The sequence below is a fragment of the Micromonospora sp. AP08 genome (assembly GCF_008085935.1).
Classification (GTDB): domain Bacteria; phylum Actinomycetota; class Actinomycetes; order Mycobacteriales; family Micromonosporaceae; genus Micromonospora; species Micromonospora chersina.
In genome coordinates this window covers 46,357-65,604 of record NZ_VSEZ01000017.1, presented here as the reverse complement: position 1 = coordinate 65,604, position 19,248 = coordinate 46,357, and the positions used below count along the sequence as shown (strand labels likewise).

The following is a 19,248-nucleotide window of genomic DNA, read 5'->3' as shown; positions in this document are numbered from 1 at the left end:
TAACCGATTCCGGCCACGCGACGCGATCGGCAGGTAACGGGACGCGACCCGCCGGCCACGCCACGCGGTGGAGCGACCCACCCCCTGTCGGCGGCGGCGGGTACGGTCGCACGGTGACCCCGCCCCGCACCGCCACCGGCCCCGCCGTTCCCAAGAAGCGCCGGGGCGGCCGGCCCGGCGGCGGCGAGCTGCTGGCCGCCGCGGTCGGCGCGGTCCCCGGCGGTGCCGCCCGCCCCGGCCAGCAGCAGATGGCCGAGGCGATCGAGCGCAGCATCGCCTCCGGCGAGCACCTGCTCGTGCAGGCCGGCACCGGCACCGGCAAGTCGCTGGCCTACCTGGCCCCGGCGCTGACCGTGGACGGCCCCGTGGTGGTCTCCACGGCCACCCTGGCGTTGCAGTCCCAGCTGGTCGACCACGACCTGCCCCGGCTCGCCGACGCGGTCGAGCCGGTGCTCGGCCGCCGCCCCACCTTCGCCGTGCTCAAGGGGCGGCACCACTACCTCTGCCTGGCCCGGCTCGACAACTCGGTCGAGGAGGAGCCGGAGGACACCCTCTTCGACGCCCCGCGCCCCGGCGGCGGCGGCAGGTGGCTCGGCGAGGCGGGCCGGCTGGGCAAGCAGATGCAGCGGCTGCGCGACTGGGCGGAGAAGACCGCCACGGGCGACCGCGACGAGCTGGACCCGGGCGTCGACGACCAGGTGTGGCGGAGCGCCTCGATGCCGGCCCGGGAGTGCGTGGGCGCCACCCGCTGCCCGTTCGGGCAGGAGTGCTTCGCGGAGGCGTCCCGGGCCCGGGCGCGCGAGGCGGACATCGTGGTGACCAACCACAGCCTGCTGGCCGTCGACATGCTCGCGGGCCGGCACATCGTGCCGCCGCACAAGCTGCTCGTGGTGGACGAGGCGCACGAGCTGGCCGACCGGGTCTCCTCGGCGGCCCAGGCCGAGCTGGAGCCGCAGCTCATCGACCGGTCCGCCCGCCGGGCCCGGCCGCTGCTCCGCCCCGAGCTGGCCGAGCGGCTCACCGAGGCCGGCGACGCGCTCGCCGTGGGGCTGGCCGAGGCGCCGGCCGGGCGACTCACCGCCGGCCTGCCGCCCGCGCTGCGCGAGGCGTGCACCCTGCTGGACGCGGCCACCCGGGCCGCGCTGGAGTCGATCGGCGACATCAAGGCCGACGACCCGGACCCGGTGCGCAAGCAGCAGGCCAAGGCAGTGCTGGACGAACTCTCCACCACCGCGCAGCGGCTGCTGGAGGAGGCCGACCACGACGTGGCCTGGGTGGAGAAGCCGGAGAACGGCAGCCGCCGGGCGCTCGTGGTGGCGCCGCTGTCGGTCGCCGGCACCCTCGCCACCCACCTCTACGACGAGCGCACCGTGGTCGCCACCTCGGCCACCCTGGCGCTGGGCGGCCGGTTCGACACGGTGGCCCGGGCGCTGGGGCTGGACGCGCCGCCGCCCGCCCCGCCCTCCCCGGCCGCCGCCGCGCTGGCCACCGCGGCCGCCGCCGGCCGCACCGGCACCACGCCCCCGGTGGCGAGCACCGACGGCAGCCGGGCGGCCACCGGCACGGTGCCGGCCACCGAGGGGCCCGGCTGGACGTCGCTCGACGTCGGCTCACCCTTCGACTACGCCCGGCAGGGCATCCTGTACGTCGCCGCGCACCTGCCCCGGCCCAGCGTCTCGGGGCTGCCCGAGGCGGCCGGCGAGGAGCTGCTGGCGCTGGTCGGGGCGCTCGGTGGGCGTACCCTCGGGCTCTTCTCCTCCCGGCGGGCCGCGCAGCAGGCGGCGGAGCTGCTCCGCGCGCGCACCGACCTGCCGGTGCTGCTCCAGGGCGAGGAGGCGCTGCCGCTGCTGGTCCGCCGGTTCCGCGAGGAGCGGGAGAGCTGCCTGTTCGGGGTGATGTCGCTCTGGCAGGGGGTCGACGTGCCGGGCGACTCCTGCCAGCTCGTGGTGATCGACCGGCTGCCCTTCCCGCGGCCCGACGAGCCGCTCGCCGCGGCCCGGGCGGCGGCGGTCGACGCCGGCGGCGGCTCCGGTTTCGCGGCGGTGAGCGTGCCGATCGCGGCGGTGCGGCTGGCCCAGGGCGTCGGCCGGCTGATCCGGGCCACCGGCGACCGGGGCGTGGTGGCGGTGCTCGACTCCCGGCTGGAGACCGCCCGGGGCTACGGCCCGTTCCTGCGCCGCTCGCTGCCCCCGTTCTGGTACACCACCCGCCCGGACGTGGCCCGGGGCGCGCTGGAGCGGCTCGCCAAGAGCTGACGCCCGCGCCTCCCCCGGGCGGGGGCGACGCGGGCGTCGACGGGTCGGTCGGGTCAGGGCGCCTGGGAGGCGACGACCACGGCGTCCGGCGGGGTGTCCGGCACGGTGCGCGCGGCGAGCCGGCGGACCGCGGTGTTGAGCACGGCGATCAGCGGCACCGCGACGAGCGCGCCGGCGATGCCGGCCAGCACCACGCCGGCGGCGATGCCGATGATCACGGCGAGCGGGTGGATGGCCACCGCGCGGCCCATGATCAGCGGCTGGAGCACGTGCCCCTCGACCTGCTGCACACCGATCACCGCGCCCAGGATGATCAGCGCGGTCACCGGGCCGCTGTCGACCAGCGCCACCAGGACGGCCACCACGCCGGACAGGAAGGCGCCGACGATCGGGATGAACGCGCCCAGGAAGACCAGCGCGGCCAGCGGGAACGCGAACGGGACGTCGAAGATGACCAGGAAGATGCCGATGCCCAGGGCGTCGATGACGGCGACCAGCACGGTGGCCCGTACGTAGGCGCCGAGCGTCGACCAGGAGGCCCGGCCGGCGTCGTCCACCTTCCAGCGGGCGTTCACGGGCAGCAGCCGGACCAGGAACCGCCAGATCTTGCTGCCGTCCCGGAGGAAGAAGAACGTCGCGAAGAGCACCAGAACGGTGCCCGTGAGCACCTCGGCCAGGGTGGCCGCCGTGTTGAGCGCCCCACTGGTGAACTTCTCCGTGTTGCCGTTGATCCAGCTCTGCGCCTCGTCGATGTAGCGGTTGAGCTGGCCGTCGGAGAGGTGCAGCGGCCCGGTCTTGAGCCAGTCCTGGATCTGCCGGACGCCCTGGGACGACTTCTCGCTCAGCTCCGGCACGCCCTGGATGAACTCGTTCACCACCAGGGTCAGCGTGCCGATCACCGCGGCCAGGCCGCCGACCAGCACCACGCCGGTGGCCAGCGACCGGGGCAGGCGCGCCCTGAGCAGCCAGCCGACCGCCGGGGCGAGCAGCGCGGACAGCAGCAGCGCGACGGCCAGCGGGATGATCACGATGCGGATCGTCCCGACGATCTTGAGCAGCGACCAGGTGACGATGCCCACCACGATGAGCCGCCAGCACCAGGCCGCGGCGATCCGCAGCGCGTGCGGCACCTCCACGTCGTCCTGGCTGGTGGTCGAGGCGTGCACGGGGGCCGGCGGCTCCGCGCCCACCACGGTCGCCGTCGGGGGCGCGGCCGGGCCCGGCGAGGAGGGCGAGGCCAGGCCCGACTCCTCCGCCGACCGGTCCGGATCGGGCCGGCGGGCCCGCGCCGACTCGCGGCCGGACTCGTACGCGCGTCGGAGCCGTCCACGCATCCGCTCGAAGCGGCTCAAGCGCACCTCCCGCAAACTGGTCCGCCCCCGAAAGGCAAGGGGACAGGATACGTCCGTCCGCCCCACCCTAGGGCGACTGCGCCACACATTGCCCCTCTGCCGCCCCGCCCAACCACGCCGGGACCCGTCACCGGGCACGCGGTAGCGTCTTCGCGTGACCGCCGACCAGGACCTCGACACCGGCCTTCCGATCCGCCTGCTGCACGACCGCGTGCTGGTGCGTACCGAGAACGGCGAGGGGGAACGCCGCTCCACCGCCGGCATCGTCATCCCGGCCACCGCTGCAGTCGGCAAGCGGCTGGCCTGGGCCACCGCGGTGGGCGTCGGCCCGAACGTCCGCTCCATCGTCTCCGGCGACCGGGTGCTGTTCGACCCGGACGACCGCTCCGAGGTCGAGCTGCACGGCCGGGCGTACGTCCTGCTGCGCGAGCGGGACGTGCACGCCGTGGCGGCCGAGCGGGTGGAGAACGAGCCGACCGGCTCGACCGGCCTCTACCTGTAGGCGCCGCCCCGTCGCGGGCGCCGTTTGCACCGCTGCCCGGCGGGAAGCCCCAGGCACGACAGCGCCCTGGGGAGGGATCATGCCGGTAGTCATCAAGAAGATACTCGCCTGGGGATTCCTCGCGTTCCTGATCTACTTCATGGCGTTCCGGCCGGACGGCGCGGCCCAGATGTTCAAGGGGATCGGGGCCGCCCTCATGGCCATCGCCCAGGGCCTCGGCGACTTCCTCACCGGCCTGATGACCTGACGGGACGGGCCCGGGGCGGCCTGCTCAGGCGTGCGGGCCCCAGGGGGCGGCGGGGCGGTGGCCGTAGCCGCCGGGCGGGCCGTAGGGGTGCGGGAAGGGTGGCGGCGGCGGGGCCAGCACCACCGGGATCGGCACCACCGGCTCGTCCGGGGCCTCGACCGCGCGCTGCGAGCCGTCCGGGAACCGCAGGTGGTAGTGCTGCCCGTCCCAGACCCCGACCGGCGCCTGCGGGTCACGCCCCACGAAGAACGCCCGGTACGCCCCGATCGCGTCCAGCAGCTCCCGTTCCTCCCGCGCCGTCCGGTCCCGTTCGGCGGGTTTGCGGTCCAGCCCCCGGCGCATCCCGTCGCGCAGCAGCGCCAGCCGCGTGGCGGCGAACTGGTAGCCGCGCATCGCCCGCACCCCGCCGTCGCCGGCCACCCGCCGCGCCCAGGTGCGGGCGGCGTGCCGCCGGCCGAGGCTGCCCAGCGCCGCCACCTCGGGCGGGGTGAGCCAGCCGGCCCGGACGTAGTCGGGCAGGGTGCGCTCGGTGAGCCGCCCCTCCCAGGCGCGCAGCCACACGGCCAGCCCCACCATGCCGAAGAAGATCGGCACCATCACCCCGATGTAGCCGTAGAGCGCGATCAGCGGCTGCCCGGTGGCCGCGGCCAGCGAGGGCAGCAGGTTCCACGTGCCGTGCAGCATCATGGCCAGCAGCAGGCCGGCGATCGGCGCCAGGAAGCGCACCCGCCGGTCGGCGGCACGCGCGGCGACGCCCAGCCCCACGCCGGTCATCGAGGTGAACAGCGGGTGGGCGAACCCGAAGAGCAGGATCCGCACGATGAAGATGGCGATGACCTGACGCGCGCCGGTGGCCGGCCCGTACTCCTCGACGCCGGTGCGGTAGCCGTAACCGCCCAGGTAGAGGATGTTCTCCACCATGGCGAAGCCGACCGCGGAGAGCCCGCAGTAGACCAGGCCGTCGGTGACCCCGGAGAACTCCCGGCGGCGGAAGATCAGCAGCAGCAGCGGGCCGGCCGCCTTGGTCAGTTCCTCGATGAACGGGGCGACCAGCACGGCGGTCAGCGCCGCCGGCAGCCCCCAGTCCTTGAACAGCCGGGCACCGGTCTCGTTGACCAGCAGCGAGATGGCGGTGGAGACGAACGCGCCCCAGGCGAAACAGAAGATCAGGTACTTCAGCGGCTCGGGCTCATAGCGGTCGAGCCACAGGAAGCAGGAGACCAGCACCGGCACCGGCAGGATCGCCGCGATCACACCCACCAGCAGGGCCTCCGCGCCGAGGCTCTCGCCCAGGGTGAAGACCATGAAGACCGCGCCGCCGGCGATCAGCAGCACCACCCCGGCCAGCGCCAGGAACCGCCGCCAGCCGAGCCGGCGCAGCGGCATCCGGGGAGCCGGCGACCCCGGCGGGACGGCGGGCGCGGTCGGCGGCGGCGGCAGGGCTCCGCCGGGCGGGGTGACGGCCATGCGGTCAGCGTAGTCACCCGCGACCCACTGGTCCGGCCGCATCGCGGCCGCTATGCTCCGGGACAGGTCACGAGCGCCAGCGTCAAGCCCCGGCTTGCTGGCCGGCAACCCTCGTCGAGTTCGCGGTGGGGTGCCCCGGGTGATGACCGGGCCCAGCCCGAACCGCGTGCTGGGCAAGCGCGGACCCCGTCCCGGTGCCCACCCACCCGGGGTCCCCTGGACCCGGGAGGCTCCGGCATGACCGTCACCCTCGTACCCTCGCTGCCCACGCTGTCGACTCCGAGCCGGCCGGACCCGCTCGGCGTGCTCGGCGTACCGGGGGAGATCAACCTGGACCACGCGGCCAGCGCGCCGTGCGCGCGGGCCGCGGCCGACGCGGTGACCGAACTGCTGCCCTGGTACGCGAGCGTGCACCGCGGCGCCGGCGCGCTGTCGCGGCGCTGCACGCTGGCCTACGAGCGGGCCCGGCAGACGGTGGCCGACTTCCTCGGCGCCCGCCCCGACGACCACGTGATCTTCACCCGGAACACCACCGACGCGCTGAACCTGCTGGCCCGGGCGCTGCCCGCCGGCACCACGGTGGTCACGTTCGCCGGCGAGCACCACGCCAACCTGCTCCCCTGGCCGCGCGGCTCGGTCCGGCTCCCGGTGCCGGACAGCCCGAGCGGCGCGGTCCGCTCCCTCGACGCGGCGCTGGCCGAACTGTCCCGCGACGCCCGGCCGGGGCTGCCGGTGCTCGTCGCGGTGACCGGCGCGAGCAACGTGACCGGGGAGTGCTGGCCGGTGGCCGAGCTGGCCCGGGTGGCCCGCCGGCACGGCGCCCGCATCCTGGTGGACGCCGCCCAGCTCGCCCCGCACGCCCCGGTGGACCTGGCCGCGCTGGACGTCGACTACCTGGCCCTCTCCGGCCACAAGCTGTACGCCCCGTTCGGCGCGGGCGTGCTGGTCGGACGGGCGGACTGGCTGGACGCGGCGCCGCCCTACCTGGCCGGCGGCGGGGCCACCAGCCACGTCGGGGCGGGCACCCACGAGGTGCGCTGGGCCACCGGCCCGGCACGGCACGAAGGGGGAACCCCGAACCTGCTCGGCGCGGTGGCCCTGGCGGCGGTCTGCGCGGCGCTGGCCGCCGCGGACCGGGACGCGCTGCACGCCCGCGAGCAGGCGCTGCTGACGCGGCTCCGGGCGGGCCTCGCCGCCCTGCCGCACGTGGTGGAACTGCGCACCTTCGGGCCGGACGCTCCCCGGGTGGGCATCGTCAGCTTCGTGGTCGCCGGGCGGGAGTCCGCCGACGTGGCCGCCCACCTGGCGACCGCGCACCGGATCGGCGTCCGGGACGGCCTGTTCTGCGCCCACCCGCTCGCCCGCCGCCTGCTCACCGAGGCGGCCACCCGCAGCGGCCGCACCGACCTGCCCCCCACCGCCCTTCGCGCCAGCCTGGGCCTGGGCACCACCGAAACCGACGTCGACGTCCTCCTGACCGCCCTGGCCACCCTCCCCTGACCACCCGCCCCCGCCCTCTCTCTCCCCCCGCCTCTCCGCGTTGATCATGAAGTTAGCGCCCTTGGAATGCGCTTTCCACTGCGGCTAACTTCATGATCACCGGGGCGGGGGCCCGGGCGGGCGCGGTCAGCCGACCGGGGGCGCCGTGGGGGGCTTGGGGGCGGGGCTCTGTTCGGTCGTTTCGCCGGAGCGCTGCTCGCGGTCGCCGAACGCCTGGCGGACCAGGCGGTTCGCCTCCTCCTGCTCGATGCCGGAGGCCACCAGGAGGTCGCTCGCCGTGGTCCGCACCTGGGCGATCACCACGCTGCCGGAGAAACCCACCCCCTCGGCGTACGCCCGCCCGGCCTCGCTGACCGCGCGCAGCGACCGCTCCCGGGCCTTCTGCGGCTCCTCCCCGACGGCGAACTCGTGGCGCAGCAGGCGTACCGACTCGGCCAGGTGGGCGATCGAGTCGGGCATCGTCTCGGGGACGGGCTCCTCGTCCTCGACGATGGTGACCGAGCGGCGGATCAGCGTGCCGCTGTTGCGCATCGCCCGGTCGATCGGGTCGGCCGCCTCGGCGTAGTGGGTCAGCTCGTCCCGCCGGTGCCAACGGGCCGGGGAGATGGTGATGGTCTCCTTGGCCCCCTCGATGGCCTCCGACAGCGCGGCCAGCTCGTCCTTGTTCTCCCGCAGCCGGAACAACGCCTGCTGCGCCAACCCACGGTCCCGCTTGCGCAGCGCCTCCGCGCAGGCGTCGAGCTGCCCGGCGAGCAGGTCCAGCGCGGGCCGGGCCGCCCGGTTGATCACGCGGAGCGGGTTGAGCGGCAGCAGGAGCGCGGTGACCAGCAGCGCGATGCCGCCGCCGAGGAACGCGTCCACGAACCGGGGTATCTCCAGGTTCTGCGTCGACGGGCTGAGCGTGACGATCAGCACGGCGGTGGCCGCCGCCTGGATCACGATGGCGACGCTCGCCCCGGCGAAGACGGTCAGCAGGATCGCCGCGGTGACCACCAGGCCGAGCTGCCAGGCGCCGGTGCCCAGCAGGTAGACCAGCAGGTCGCCGACGGCGACCCCGACCGCCACACCGATGATCAGTTCGACGGTCCGGCGGAACCGCTGGCCCACCGACGCGGCCAGGGTGCCGACCGCCGAGATGGGCGCGAACACCGGCTGCGGGTTTTTCAGCAGCCGGTGGGAGATCAGGTAGGCCAGCCCGGCCGCGAGGCCCGCCTGGACCGCCAGGCCGGCCGCCGTACGCACCCGGTGCAGCCGGTCGTGCAGGGTGGCCTTGCTCCGGTGCCGGAGCTGCTCCATGGCCTCCGCGATCCGCGGCCCGTCGAGGTCGACCAGTCCCTCGCGCAACGCCTTACGTCGCAAGAACGGCGGTCGTCGGTCCCGGGCCCCGGCCATGGCCGGGACTACCCGTCCCGCCACCGGTGAATCCTCCCGACCGCCGCGGTGCGGCAGACTCCACCGGGTGGACGAGCTGATGCAACGGTGGCGGGACGCGGCCCGGGCGGCGGGCGCGACCGACCCGGCCGGCGTCGAACGGGGCGGGGCCCGGCTGCTGGCCGGCTGGCGGGAGCCGCACCGGCACTACCACACGGCAACCCACCTGCGGGCGGTGCTCGACGTGGTCGACGCGTACGCCGGGTCGGCCCGCCGCCCGGACCTGGTCCGGCTGGCGGCGTGGTGCCACGACGCGGTCTACGACCCCCGGGCCGGCGGCGACGCCAACGAGCGGGCCAGCGCCGAGCTGGCCGGGGACCTGCTCACCGCCGCGGGGCTGCCGGTCGCGGCGGTGACCGGGGTACGCCGCCTGGTGCTGCTCACCGCCGGCCACGCGGTCGGGCCGGACGACCCGGACGGCGCCCTGCTGTGCGACGCCGACCTGGCGGTCCTGGCCGCCCCGCCCGCCGACTACGACCGCTACGCCGCCGCCGTCCGCCGCGAGTACGCGCACGTCCCCGACCCGGCGTTCCGGGCCGGCCGCGCCGCCGTCCTGGCGAATCTGCTGGCCCTGCCCACCCTCTACCGGCTCCCCGAGCCGCACGCCTGCTGGGAGTCCCCCGCCCGCGCCAACCTCACCCGGGAACTCGCGGCCCTGCGCTGATCCCGGCCTCCCGTGCCGCCGGCACCGGGACCGCGCGGGGTTTGGGCCGGCGCAGGCCGGCGGCGCGGAGCAGGAGGACGATCTCGCGGGAGGGCACCAGCCGGGCGCCCAGCCACACGGCCATGGGGACCCGTTCGGCCGGGACGTCGTAGTGGTCGCGGTCGAACCCGCGCCGGGGCACGCCCAGTGCCTCGGCGAAGGCGTGCAGCTCCGCGTACGAGAGGTCGCTGATCAGGTGCGACCACAGCCGCCCCCGCGAGGGCACCGCGGGCGGGTCCAGGTAGAGCATGGCGACCAACGGTACGCCCGGTTGGTCAACCCCGCCGGCACGACCTAGCCTTCCCGGCATGGCCGCCCATCCCCTCCTCGACGAGCTGCGGACCGCCCTCGGCGACGCCGCCGTGCTGACCGACCCCGACCTGCTGGCGACGCACGCGCGGGACGAGGCCGACCTGTGCGCGGCGGGCATCCCGCTGGTCGTGGTCCGCCCGCGCGACACGGCAGAGGTCGTGGCGGTGGTCCGCGCGGCCGGCCGGCACGGCGTACCCGTGGTGCCGCAGGGTGCGCGGACCGGGCTGGCGGGCGCGGCGAACGCGGTGGACGGCGCGCTGGTGCTGAGCACCGTGGCGATGGACCGGATCCTGGAGGTCGACCCGGTCAGCCGGATCGCCGTGGCGCAGCCCGGCGTGGTCAACGCGACGCTCGGCGCGGCGGTCCGCGAGCACGGCCTCTGGTATCCGCCGGACCCCGGCTCCTGGGAGTCGTCCACCATCGGCGGCAACGTGGCCACCAACGCCGGCGGCATGTGCTGCGTGAAGTACGGCGTGACCACGGAGTACGTGCTCGGGCTGGAGGTGGTGCTCGCCTCCGGCGAGGTGCTGCGGACCGGCCGGCGCACCGCCAAGGGCGTCGCCGGGTACGACCTGACCCGCCTCTTCGTCGGCTCGGAGGGCACCCTCGGGGTGATCACCGAGGTGACCGTGGCGCTGCGGCCGGCGCCGGAGGAGTCGCTGACCCTGGTCGCGGTCTTCCCCACCACGGCGGCGGCCGGCACCGCGGTCGCCGGGATCGCCGAACGCGGGCTCACCCCGAGCCTGCTGGAACTGCTGGACCGGACCCACCTGCGGGCCATCGAGGCGTACCGGCCCATGGGGCTACGCACGGACGCGCAGGCGCTGCTGCTGGCGGCCGTGGACACCGGCTCCCGGGCGGCCGACGACCTGGCCCGGCTCGCCGAGGTGTGCGCGGCGGCCGGGGCCGACGAGGTCTACGCGGCCACCGACGCGGCCGAGGCGGCCGCCCTGCTCCAGGCCCGGCGGCTGGCCCATCCGGCCATGGAGAGGTTCGCCGCGGAGTCCTTCCCCGGCGGCAACGGCGGCCTGGTCATCGACGACGTGGCGGTGCCGCGGGGCGCGCTGGCGGCGCTGCTCGACGGGGTGGCCCGGATCGCCGAGGAGTGCGCCGTGCCGATCGGCGTCGTGGGGCACGCCGGGGACGGCAACATGCACCCGAACATCGTGGTCGACCGGGCCGACCCGGCCAGCCTGGAACGCGGGCGGCGGGCCTTCGACGAGATCATGCGGCTCGGGCTGGACCTCGGCGGCACCTGCACCGGCGAGCACGGCGTCGGCCTGCTCAAGCGGGACTGGCTGGCCCGGGAGATCGGCCCCGTGGGCGTGCGGGTGCACCAGGCGATCCGGGCCGCGCTGGACCCGGCGGGGCTGTTCAACCCCGGCAAGGTGTGCTGACGCTCAGCCCCTGTCCTCGGCCGGGGTGGCCTGGGTGATCAGCAGCAGCACCTGGTAGGCCACCGGCGGCTTCGGCTCGCCCGGGCAGTCCTGCGTGGTGATGGTCAGGCCCGGCGGGATCAGCAGCGTCGAGGTCAGCGCGTCGATGCAGCCCTGCTTGTAGTGCCGGGCCTCGTCGGTCTCCTTCGCCAGGGCCGGGTCGGCGAGCATCTGCTGCAACCGCTGCGTCTGCTCGGGGGTGAGCGCCCCCGTCGAGTCCACCCCGTCGCCCGCGCAGTCGCGGCACTGCCAGCGCCCGGTCGGGTCGACCTCCAGCGTGCGCGGCGGGCTGTCCGGGCCGAGTTGCTGCACCAGGGAGACCCGCCGGCCGACCGGGGTCGGCGAGACGGCGCCCGCTTCGTCCGGTGTGGTGGCGCCCTCGGCCCGGCCGAAGAGCGAGCAGCCGGTGAGCGCGGTCGCCAGTAGGACGCCGACGGACAAGGCAGGGACGCGCGACCAGGATGGGCGAACCACGCGGGGAAACCTACACTTCCGTAGGTAAGGCCGGTATCCTCCGGAACGACGTTACCGACCGGTCACCGCGAAGACGGAAGTTCGGCGTTGTCGCCGTCGGCGCCCCGGTCCGCCGCGAACCCGCGGACGTCCGGCGCCCCCAGCCGGGCCGCATCGGCCGCGACGTCGTCCGCCATCAGCTGCGACTGCCGCTCCGCCTCCACGCGGGCCCGGTAGTGGGCCACCTCGCGGGCGCGGGTCGCCTCGTCCCAGCCGAGCACCGCACCCATCAGCTCCGCGGCGTGCTCCGCCGACTCCAGGCCGCGGTGGCTGGTCTCGATGGAGATCCGGGTGCGCCGGGTGAGCACGTCCTCCAGGTGCAGCGCACCTTCGGCGCGGGCCGCGTACGCCACCTCGGCCGCCAGGTATTCCGGGGCGCCGGCCAGCGGGGAGCCGAGCAGCGGGTCGGCGTCGACCAGGGCGAGCAGGTCGAGGGTGAGCGTGCCGTAGCGCTCCAGCAGGTGCTCGACCACCCCGACCGGCACCCCGTGCCGGCGGGCCAGGTCGGCCCGGTCCCGCCACATGGCCGCGTACCCGTCGGCGCCGAGCAGCGGCAGGTCGGCGGTGCGCGACGGCCGGGTCCAGCCGAGCCGGTGCACCGCCCGGTCGACCACGTCCGAGGCCATCACCCGGTACGTCGTGTACTTGCCGCCGGCCACCAGGAGCAGCCCGAGCATCGGCTCGATGACGGCGTGTTCCCGGGAGAGTTTGGAGGTGGAGTCCGCCTCGCCGGCCAGCAGCGGGCGCAGCCCCGCGTAGACGCCCTCGATGTCGTCGGTGGTGAGCGGGCGGTCCAGCACCGTGTTGACCTGCTCCAGCAGGTAGTCGATGTCCTTGGCGGTGGCCGCCGGGTGGGACCGGTCCAGCCGCCAGTCGGTGTCGGTGGTGCCGATGATCCAGTGACCGCCCCACGGGATGACGAAGAGCACGCTGCTGGGGGTGCGCAGGATCAGGCCGGTCTCGCCGGTGATCGCCGAGCGCGGCACCACGAGGTGCACGCCCTTGGAGGCCCGGACCCGGAAGCCGGGGCGCAGCCCGACGTCGTTGAGCATCCGGGACATGTCGTCGCTCCACACGCCGGTCGCGGCGATCACCGTGCGGGCACGCACCTCGAACTCGGCGTCCGGCGAGCCGGCGGGCGCCTCCAGGTCGCGGACCCGGACCCCGGTGACCTCCCGGGCCTGCCGGATCAGGCCGACCGCGCGGGCGCTGGTCACCACGGTCGCACCGAGGCTGGCCGCCGTGCGGGCCAGGGTCACCACGAGGCGGGCGTCGTCGACCTGCCCGTCGTAGTAGCGGATCGCACCGGCCAGCTTGTCCGGACGCAGGCTCGGGAAGATCCGGCGCGTGCCCTCCCGGCTCAGGTGCCGGTGCAGCGGCATGCCGCGCCCGCCGCCGAACACGCCGGCGAAGACGTCGTACGCGGCCACCCCGGCGCCGTAGTAGGAGCGGCGGAAGAACCGGCCGGCCAGGTCGCGCACCCCGCCCTCGGCGGGGAGCGGCACGAGGATCGGCACCGGGCGCACCAGGTGCGGGGCGAGCCGGGTGGCGAGCAGCCCCCGCTCGGTCAGCGCCTCGTGCACCAGGTGGAACTCCAACTGCTCCAGGTAGCGCAGGCCGCCGTGGATCAGCTTGCTGGACCGGCTGGAGGTGCCGGCGGCGTAGTCGCGCGCCTCCACGAGGGCCACCTTCAGGCCACGGGACGCGGCGTCGAGCGCGGCGCCCGCCCCGGTCACGCCACCGCCGATGACCAGCACGTCGAACCGCTCGGCGCGGAGTCGGCGCAGGTCGTCGGCGCGGCGCTCCACGGAGAGCTGACCGGCCACGGATCGGGACACGTTGGGGTCGCGCACGTGTCCACCGTAACCGGCCCCGCACTCCGGCGGCACGCCCCTGCCGGGCCGTACGGTGAGTGCCATGCAGGTCGGCCCGCCCACCGCTCCCGTCCCCCCGCCCCGTCCCGCCCGCCGCGACACCGGTCCGTGGCCGGTCGTCGCCGCCGTGGTCACCGGCGTCTGGGCCGTGCTGGTCGCGGTGCCGGGCCAGCTCGCCGGCTGGGTGGTCGACCAGCTCGTGCTGGTCGCCGGCCTCGACCGCGCGGTGGCCGTCTGGCCGGTGGTCGCGCTGGTCACCGTGCTGCTGGTGGGCACGCCCACGCTGACGCTCGCGCTGATCCCCCGCTCCCCCGCGATCCGGGTGACCGGCCGCGCCTGGCTGGCCGGCACGCTCGCGCTCGGCGCGCTGACCCTGCTCCGGGCGCTGCCGCCGGTGCACCACGAGGCGTACCTGGCCGCGCTGGCCGCGACCGCCGTGGTGCTCGCCCTGGCCCTCGACCGGATCGCCCGCCGCCGGTCCGCCCCGCCGGCCCCGGCCGGCGCGGAGGGCAGTCCCAGCGACGGTACGGCCAGCCCCGGTGGCGTCCCGGGCGGTCCGAGCGACGGTACGGCCGGCCCTGGCGGCGAGCCGGGCGGGTTGAGCGGCGGTGCAGCCGGTGGCCGGGGTGGGCGGTTCGGGGCGGTGACGCTGCTGGCGGTCGCCGCCGGGCTGGCCTCGCTGCTGCCCTGGGTCTGGGTGGGCGCGCTGGGCGGGGCGTTGGAGACCCTGCTCGCCGGGCTGGCCGCCGCCGCGCTCGGCGCGCTGGCCGGGGTGCTCCTCGGCCCCGCGTTCTGGTCCGCGTTCGCGGTGGGCACGCCGCCCCGGCCGGCCCGGCTGGTGCTGGTCGGCGGGCTGGTCGCCGGGGTGACCCTGGCGCTGCTGGGCGCCGGGGCCGGCCAGTCCGGGGCGCAGCTGCCGGCACTGCTCCTGCTGCCGCCGCTCGGCTTCGTGCTGGGCGCGCTGGAGGCCGCGGCCCGGCACGGCGGCCGGCCGGCCGGGCGCGGGCCGGTGCGCTGGCTGGTCGGCCTCGCGCTGGTCGGGCCGCTGGCGTTCACCGACCCGGAGGAGGTCACCGTCCTGCTGGCGACCACCCGCGACGTCCCGTTCTGGGTCGCGGTCGCGACCGGCGCCGCGTTCGCCGTCGCGGTCCTGCTCGCCGTCGGGTACGGCGTGCTGCTCGCCCGGCGCCGTGCCCGCGCGCCGCGGCGCGGCCTGGCCGGCCTGACCGCCGCGGCCCTGCTCGCCGCGGTGGTGGTGGTCTACGCGGTCCCCGGCCAGCCCGGCCTGCACGGGGAACGGCTGCTGGTGGTGCTCCGCGAGCAGGCCGACCTGACCGGCATCCCGGCCGGGGCGCCGGGTCGGGCCGGCCGGGACGCCCGGGCCGCCGAGGTCTACCGGCGGCTGGTGGCCACGGCCGAGCGGACCCAGGGCGACCTGCGCCGCGAGCTGGGCCGGCTGCGCCTGCACCCGACGCCGTACTACCTGGTCAACGCCATCGAGACGGACGGCGGGCCGGCGGGCCGGGCCTGGCTCGCCGGTCGGCCGGAGGTGGCCCGGGTGCTGGTCAGCCAGCGGCTGCGCCCGCTGCCCGCGGCGGCGCCCCCGGCCCGGGGCACCGTGCCGGCGCCGACCGGTCCCACGTGGAACGTCTCGCTGATCGGCGCGGACCGGGTCTGGTCGGAGCTGGGCGTCACGGGCGCCGGTGTGGTGGTGGGCAGCTCGGACTCCGGGGTGGACGGTCGGCACCCGGCCCTGGCCGCGGGTTTCCGGGGCGGCGACGACTCCTGGTACGACCCCTGGGAGCACCGCCGGACGCCGGCCGACCGGGGTGGCCACGGCACCCACACGGTGGGCAGCGCGGTGGGCCGGAACGGGATCGGGGTGGCCCCCGGCGCGAGCTGGGTCGGCTGCGTCAACCTGGACCGCAACCTGGGCAGCCCGGCGCGCTACCTGGACTGCCTCCAGTTCATGCTGGCCCCGTTCCCGCCCGGCGGGGACCCGCTCACCGACGGGCGGCCGCAACGGGCGCCGGACGTGCTGACCAACTCGTGGGGCTGCCCGCCGGTGGAGGGCTGCGACCCGCGGGCCTTGCGTCCGGCCACCGCCGCGCTGGCCGCGGCCGGCATCCTGGTGGTGGCCGCCGCCGGCAACACCGGCCCGTACTGCGGCTCGATCGCCGACCCGCCGGCGCCCTACCCGGACGTGCTCACGGTCGGGGCGGTCGACCGGGCCCGCCGGCTCACCCGGTTCTCCAGCCGGGGGCCGGCGGCCGGGGGCGTCGCGAAGCCGGACGTGGTCGCGCCGGGCGCCGGGGTGCCGTCGGCGTTCCCCGGGGGCGGCTACGCGACCCTGGACGGCACCTCGATGGCGACCCCGCAGGTGGCCGGGGTGGTGGCGCTCATGTGGTCGGCCAACCCGGCGCTCGTCGGCGACCTGGAGCGCACCCGCCGCATCCTGGCCGAGACGGCCACCCCGGCCGGGTCTCCCGCCGACGCGCCCTGCGGCGGCGCGCGGAACCTGGTCGGCGCCGGCCTGGTCGACGCGTACGCGGCGGTCCGCGCGGCGCGGGCCGCGGACCTCGGTTAACAACCCTGTCCATTGGCCGGCGGATGGCCTAGGGTCGGCGTCCATGGACGCGGAGATCATCGAGCTGGGTGCTGACCGCCTGCCCGAGGTCGTCGACCTCTGCGGGCGCGCCCTCGACCTGCCGGAGGACGCCGCCGAGGCGCCGTCGATCGTGGCCACCCTCGCCGACCGCGCGGCGGCCGACCGGCCGGTGCTGCGCCTCGGCGCGGTACGCGGCGGCGCGCTGGTCGGGGTGCTGGTCGGCTCGCTGTCCGCGCGGGATCCGCGGCTCGGTCACGTCGACCTGCTGGCGGTGGCGCCGGAGGAACGCCGCCAGGGGATCGGCGGCGGGCTGCTGGTCGAGGCGGAGTCCCGGCTCGCCGGGCTCGGCGCGGCCGAGCTGCTGCTGGCCGGGAACCCGCCGCAGTACGCCTGGCCGGGCATCGACGTGCGCTACACCCCGGCGGTCTGCGCCGCGCTGCGGCTCGGCTACCGGCAGGACCGCACCGCCTGGAACATGACCGCCGACCTGAGCGCGGGCTCGCCGGCGCTGCGCTCCACCGAGGCCGCCGAGCAGCGGCTGGCCGGGCGCGGCGTGACGGTACGCCGGGCCGAGCCGGCGGACCTGCCGGCGCTGGCCGGTTTCGCCCGCGCCACCTTCGGCGGGGCCTGGGACGGCGAGCTGGCCGGCTCGGTGGGCCGGCCGGACGCGGGCGCGCACCTGGCCGAGCGGAACGGCGAGATCCTCGGCTTCGCCGCGTACGGGTCGTCGCGGCCGAGCTGGTTCGGGCCGATGGGGACCGCCCCGGCGGCCGAGGGCTCGGGCATCGGCGGCGTGCTGCTCCGGCGCTGCCTGCGCGACCAGGCGGCGGCCGGGGTCGAGGCGGCGCAGATCGGCTGGGTGGGCCCGGTGCCGTTCTACTCGGGTGCGGCGGGCGCGCGGATCGAGCGGGTGTTCTTCCTCTTCCGGAAAGCACTTAACGGACAGAAGTAACTAAAGTTACATAGACGGTAATAACCCCGTTCGGCCTCCTCGGCATCGACCGGCCCCTACGGTCGGAACCAGAGGAGGCGGGCATGACCACGGACGACGAACGGACCGACGACCAGCCGGCGAGCTGGCGCCCGGTCGGCGAGCTTCCCGGGCAGCTGCCGTTCGACCGGCTCGACTTCGGCGACGCCGAGCAGCTGGCGGAGATGACCGGCGGCACCGGACCGGACACCGGCGAGCCGCGGCAACCGGTGGACGAACCGACCCGGATCACACCGCCGTACGACCGGGCGCACAAGCGACGCAACCAACGCCGACTGCCGACCTGAGACACATGGAAGGGGGCGGACCGCCGACGCGGCCCGCCCCCTTCGGCGTGCTGGGTGGAGCTGGACTCAGAAGTCCATCTCCCCGCCACCCGGGCCAGCCGGGGCGGCCGGGGTCTTCTCCGGCTTGTCCGCCACGACGGCCTCGGTGGTGAGGAACAGCGCGGCGATCGAGGCGGCGTTCTGCAGGGCGGAACGGGTCACCTTGGCCGGGTCGATGATGCCCGCGGCCAGCAGGTCGACGTACTCGCCGGTCGCGGCGTTGAGGCCGTGACCCGGGTCGAGGTTGCGGACCCGCTCGACGACGACGCCACCCTCGAGGCCGGCGTTGACGGCGATCTGCCGCAGCGGGGCGTCCAGCGCGATCTTGACGATCTGCGCGCCGGTCGCCTCGTCGCCGGCCAGGTCCAGCTTGTCGAAGGCGGTCTTGCCGGCCTGCACCAGCGCGACGCCACCACCCGGGACGATGCCCTCCTCGACGGCGGCCTTCGCGTTGCGGACGGCGTCCTCGATGCGGTGCTTGCGCTCCTTCAGCTCGACCTCGGTGGCCGCGCCGACCTTGATCACCGCAACACCGCCGGCCAGCTTGGCCAGGCGCTCCTGCAGCTTCTCGCGGTCGTAGTCGGAGTCGCTCTTCTCGATCTCGGCCCGGATCTGGTTGACCCGGCCCTGGATCTGGTCGGCGTCGCCGGCACCGTCGACGATGGTGGTCTCGTCCTTGGTCACCACGACCTTGCGGGCGCGGCCCAGCATGTCGAGGCTGACGGCGTCGAGCTTGAGGCCGACCTCCTCGCTGATGACCTGACCACCGGTGAGGATGGCGATGTCGGCCAGCATGGCCTTGCGGCGGTCACCGAAGCCCGGCGCCTTGACGGCGACCGACTTGAAGGTGCCGCGGACCTTGTTGACGACCAGGGTGGCCAGGGCCTCGCCCTCGATGTCCTCGGAGATGATCAGCAGCGGCTTGCCCGACTGCATGACCTTCTCGAGGATCGGGAGCAGGTCCTTCACCGACGAGATCTTGCTGTTGACGATCAGGAGGTACGGGTCGTCGAAGACGGCCTCCATACGCTCCGGGTCGGTCATGAAGTAGGCGGAGATGTAGCCCTTGTCGAAGCGCATGCCCTCGGTGAGCTCGAGCTCGAGGCCGAAGGTGTTGCTCTCCTCGACGGTGATGACGCCTTCCTTGCCGACCTTGTCCATCGCCTCGGCGATGATCTCGCCGACGCTGGGGTCAGCCGCGGAGATGGAGGCGGTGGAGGCGATCTGCTCCTTGGTCTCCACGTCCTTGGCGAGCTTCAGCAGCTCCTCCGAGACGTTGGCCACGGCGGCCTCGATGCCCCGCTTCAGGGCCATCGGGTTGGCGCCGGCGGCCACGTTGCGCAGACCCTCACGAACCAGGGCCTGGGCCAGGACGGTCGCCGTCGTCGTGCCGTCACCGGCGACGTCGTCGGTCTTCTTCGCGACCTCCTTGACCAGCTCGGCGCCGATCTTCTCGTAGGGGTCCTCGAGCTCGATCTCCTTGGCGATGCTCACACCATCGTTGGTGATGGTGGGGGCACCCCACTTCTTCTCGAGCACGACGTTGCGGCCCTTGGGGCCGAGGGTCACCTTCACGGCGTCGGCGAGCTGGTTCATGCCCCGCTCGAGGCCGCGGCGCGCCTCTTCGTCGAACGCGATCATCTTGGCCATACGGCGTTGTCCTCCTGGACACTCACGGGCCACCCGAGGGTTCCCGGATGGGCCGTCTGGTGTACGCACCTTGGGGACGTC

The 19,248-nt window shown here is 75.6% G+C and carries 15 protein-coding genes, 1 pseudogene and 1 riboswitch; of the genes and pseudogenes, 9 read left to right on the top strand and 7 right to left on the bottom strand.

The window, feature by feature from the left end; translation table 11 throughout:
* Positions 1-86 precede the first annotated feature (86 nt).
* Positions 87-2,255: pseudogene (locus FXF50_RS24285) on the top strand (ATP-dependent DNA helicase); the annotation flags it as partial.
* A 53-nt stretch (positions 2,256-2,308) separates the two neighbouring features.
* On the opposite strand, the gene FXF50_RS24280 reads toward FXF50_RS24285, so the two are convergent.
* A complete protein-coding gene (locus FXF50_RS24280) occupies positions 2,309-3,589 on the bottom strand; it encodes an AI-2E family transporter (protein ID WP_148431239.1) in 1,281 nt (426 codons plus the stop codon).
* Between the two features lie 172 nt (positions 3,590-3,761).
* On the opposite strand from FXF50_RS24280, the gene FXF50_RS24275 reads away from it, so the two are divergent.
* Positions 3,762-4,109 carry a co-chaperone GroES gene (locus tag FXF50_RS24275; protein ID WP_148431181.1) on the top strand — a complete coding sequence of 116 codons (348 nt, stop codon included), beginning with the start codon at positions 3,762-3,764 and terminating at the stop codon, positions 4,107-4,109.
* A 79-nt stretch (positions 4,110-4,188) separates the two neighbouring features.
* Positions 4,189-4,356: a hypothetical protein gene (locus FXF50_RS29420; protein ID WP_187399797.1), complete on the top strand. Its 168-nt coding sequence runs from the start codon at positions 4,189-4,191 to the stop codon at positions 4,354-4,356.
* Between the two features lie 24 nt (positions 4,357-4,380).
* Here the strand turns inward: FXF50_RS29420 and FXF50_RS24270 are convergent, their stop codons facing one another.
* Positions 4,381-5,865, bottom strand: a complete 1,485-nt coding sequence (locus tag FXF50_RS24270) for a PrsW family intramembrane metalloprotease (RefSeq protein ID WP_148431180.1) — start codon at positions 5,863-5,865, stop codon at positions 4,381-4,383.
* Between the two features lie 23 nt (positions 5,866-5,888).
* A riboswitch (SAM riboswitch) is annotated at positions 5,889-6,009 on the top strand.
* Between the two features lie 51 nt (positions 6,010-6,060).
* Between FXF50_RS24270 and FXF50_RS24265 the strand changes: the two genes are divergently transcribed.
* Positions 6,061-7,323 (top strand): aminotransferase class V-fold PLP-dependent enzyme, encoded by a 1,263-nt coding sequence (locus tag FXF50_RS24265; RefSeq protein ID WP_148431179.1) that lies wholly within the window; start codon positions 6,061-6,063, stop codon positions 7,321-7,323.
* A gap of 126 nt (positions 7,324-7,449) precedes the next feature.
* Here FXF50_RS24265 and FXF50_RS24260 read toward each other — a convergent pair whose 3' ends face one another.
* Positions 7,450-8,715 (bottom strand): aromatic acid exporter family protein, encoded by a 1,266-nt coding sequence (locus tag FXF50_RS24260; protein WP_148431238.1) that lies wholly within the window; start codon positions 8,713-8,715, stop codon positions 7,450-7,452.
* Between the two features lie 67 nt (positions 8,716-8,782).
* Here FXF50_RS24260 and FXF50_RS24255 point away from each other — a divergent pair, with 67 nt between their 5' ends.
* On the top strand, positions 8,783-9,418 hold the full coding sequence (locus FXF50_RS24255; RefSeq protein ID WP_148431178.1) for a metal-dependent phosphohydrolase: 636 nt from the start codon (positions 8,783-8,785) through the stop codon (positions 9,416-9,418).
* On the opposite strand, the gene FXF50_RS24250 is transcribed toward FXF50_RS24255, so the two are convergent.
* On the bottom strand, positions 9,390-9,707 hold the full coding sequence (locus tag FXF50_RS24250; RefSeq protein ID WP_187399796.1) for a DUF4031 domain-containing protein: 318 nt from the start codon (positions 9,705-9,707) through the stop codon (positions 9,390-9,392). The genes FXF50_RS24255 and FXF50_RS24250 overlap by 29 nt on opposite strands.
* A 58-nt stretch (positions 9,708-9,765) precedes the next feature.
* Here FXF50_RS24250 and FXF50_RS24245 point away from each other — a divergent pair, with 58 nt between their 5' ends.
* On the top strand, positions 9,766-11,166 hold the full coding sequence (locus tag FXF50_RS24245) for an FAD-binding oxidoreductase (protein ID WP_148431177.1): 1,401 nt from the start codon (positions 9,766-9,768) through the stop codon (positions 11,164-11,166).
* A 3-nt stretch (positions 11,167-11,169) separates the two neighbouring features.
* On the opposite strand, the gene FXF50_RS24240 is transcribed toward FXF50_RS24245, so the two are convergent.
* Complete coding sequence (locus FXF50_RS24240) at positions 11,170-11,646, bottom strand: hypothetical protein (RefSeq protein ID WP_255510173.1); 477 nt, start codon at positions 11,644-11,646, stop codon at positions 11,170-11,172.
* A gap of 95 nt (positions 11,647-11,741) precedes the next feature.
* The gene (locus FXF50_RS24235; protein ID WP_148431237.1) at positions 11,742-13,556 is read right to left on the bottom strand and encodes a glycerol-3-phosphate dehydrogenase/oxidase; all 1,815 of its coding nucleotides are present in this window, start codon (positions 13,554-13,556) and stop codon (positions 11,742-11,744) included.
* Between the two features lie 79 nt (positions 13,557-13,635).
* Here FXF50_RS24235 and FXF50_RS24230 point away from each other — a divergent pair, with 79 nt between their 5' ends.
* The 3 genes from FXF50_RS24230 to FXF50_RS24220 all read left to right on the top strand — a co-directional run bounded on the left by FXF50_RS24230 (position 13,636) and on the right by FXF50_RS24220 (position 17,478).
* On the top strand, positions 13,636-16,179 hold the full coding sequence (locus FXF50_RS24230) for a S8 family serine peptidase (protein ID WP_148431175.1): 2,544 nt from the start codon (positions 13,636-13,638) through the stop codon (positions 16,177-16,179).
* 43 nt (positions 16,180-16,222) lie between these two features.
* The gene (locus tag FXF50_RS24225) at positions 16,223-17,152 is read left to right on the top strand and encodes a GNAT family N-acetyltransferase (protein WP_148431174.1); all 930 of its coding nucleotides are present in this window, start codon (positions 16,223-16,225) and stop codon (positions 17,150-17,152) included.
* 83 nt (positions 17,153-17,235) lie between these two features.
* Positions 17,236-17,478 carry a hypothetical protein gene (locus FXF50_RS24220; RefSeq protein ID WP_148431173.1) on the top strand — a complete coding sequence of 81 codons (243 nt, stop codon included), beginning with the start codon at positions 17,236-17,238 and terminating at the stop codon, positions 17,476-17,478.
* 66 nt (positions 17,479-17,544) lie between these two features.
* Here the strand turns inward: FXF50_RS24220 and groL are convergent, their stop codons facing one another.
* Positions 17,545-19,167, bottom strand: coding sequence for a chaperonin GroEL (groL, locus tag FXF50_RS24215; protein WP_091317388.1), 1,623 nt, complete (start codon positions 19,165-19,167; stop codon positions 17,545-17,547).
* Between the last annotated feature and the right edge of the window lie 81 nt (positions 19,168-19,248).